Origin of the sequence: Paraliobacillus quinghaiensis (assembly GCF_003426025.1) — a bacterium.
GTDB classification, from domain to species: Bacteria; Bacillota; Bacilli; order Bacillales; family Amphibacillaceae; genus Paraliobacillus_A; species Paraliobacillus_A quinghaiensis.
In genome coordinates, this window is record NZ_QJSH01000059.1 from 1 (window position 1) to 1,880 (window position 1,880).

1 protein-coding gene is annotated in these 1,880 nt (G+C 35.0%); it reads right to left on the reverse strand.

Annotated elements, in window-relative coordinates; translation table 11 throughout:
- Positions 1 to 342 precede the first annotated feature (342 nt).
- Entirely contained in the window at positions 343 to 1,758 is a 1,416-nt protein-coding gene (locus tag D2K40_RS16150) for an IS110 family RNA-guided transposase (RefSeq protein ID WP_117157361.1), read from the reverse strand.
- Between the last annotated feature and the right edge of the window lie 122 nt (positions 1,759 to 1,880).

The window sequence follows — 1,880 nt, forward strand, 5'->3', positions numbered from 1 at the left end:
GTGACAGCGTATAATGGTAAATAAGTCAACTCTCATTTGCACCTAAAAAAGACCGACCTTAATTAAAACTCTTAAAATCATTTTTTAAAAAGTTCATCTATCACAGAACCTTATAATGGAGCTCTTCTAGAACGTGAAAGGGGATCTTGCTTTTTCATCCTATAGTGATACCACCTAGTAAATATAAACTTCGTTTTTCACGTATTATTCGTATTTATAGGACAAGATCCATAACGCTGTCACTCGAGGTCTTACGCCTCAGGCACTATATTCAATGTGATCTGACGCCCTAGAAGAGCTCCTTTATTTAATTCTTAACTTGACTATTAATACTAAAACTAACTAAGCAGAATATTGACGTTGAATATCTGATAAAACATATCGATCGTAGAATTTCTTACAGTTTACACTATGAATCTTCTTTGATATTTCATTTGCTAACACATAACTTTGATTTTCTGTACGATAAAGGTTTTGGTTCTTAATCATCGAGAAAGCTAGACGGATCATCCGGTTTCCTAGCGCAATATAGGCTTGTCCACAGTATTTGCCACGTTCCCTTAAGCATTGATAGCGTATCTTCATTTCAGGGTTATTTTGGGCGAGTGACTTTCCAACCTGATAGGTGATATTTCGAAAAGTACGCCTCCCCTGTTTTGAAATACCATAGTAGGATGGATTTCGACCGCCAGACTGTTTCACAATTGGATTAGTCCCTGCCATTTTAATTAATTGTCCCGCATGATCAAAATCTGACACATTACCCATTTCAGCATATAACTCAGCACCAGTTACTAGACCGATCCCAGAAACCGAAAGGATTACTGCTCCTTCTGTTTCTACAAATAAATCTTCTATTTTTCTTTCTAATAACTTTATTTGCCTATCTAAAAAAGCTAACTGATCAAGTTTTTGAGAAAGTAGATATTCATCTACCTCCACTAACTTTTTAGATTGAGAAATGGAATTCTCCGCAAATTCTAAAAGAATTTGTATGGTTTGATCCCTTAATTTAAGATTTTCCTTAATGGAGATATCTCTTAACCCCTTCTCACCTAAATGTAGAATATCGCTAGGATGTGGATAATGACGCATTAAATATCTTGGCGCTTTACCAAATAGATCAGAAAACGGCTTAACATGTTCACGTTTACCATTTTTCCATATACTCTTTCCTTGCATCTCCCTAAAAACATGATCTAAATGTACTCGTATATGGTTTCTTGTAGCTGAACGTTCCTGAACAAGTTCTCTACGAGATCGCGTTAATTTTTGTAAATGAAGAACCGATCCAGAACGAAGTTCGTTAAATGTTCCTCTACCATGAATTATGGATTGAACTATTGCCATTAAATCTAAATTATCGGTCTTCGACCAGTTCAATAGGGTATCTCTTTCTTGTTTTGTAGTAGCTGAATTAATAGTTCGAACATTATAGCCTTCCTGCTGGCAACGACGAACTAGGTCTTCATAGTAATGACCCGTTGTTTCAATACCAACAACAACTTCACTAAAATTGTGTAGACTTACATTCTCCTTAACACTTCGTGTAATACTTTCAAAACCAGATAAAGAAGCATCAAAATCAAACGGTTTAACTAAAATTTCTCCATAGAAAGTTGTAATCATAGCCTTATGCGTATATTTTGCTGCATCAATTGCCAAGATCAATATATTATCTGTTCCTGTTTCACGAACAAATTCTGCCCATCGACTTCCATTTTTACCTTGAATGTGATTCAATATTGAATATACCATCGTTTTCATCTCCTATTGGTTTGGGTTTAGTAAATTGGAAGTTCTGTGATAGGTACTTCTATTTTACTATGAAAACGGTGGTCTTTTTATATTTAATTGAACCTATTTACTATACTAGGCAC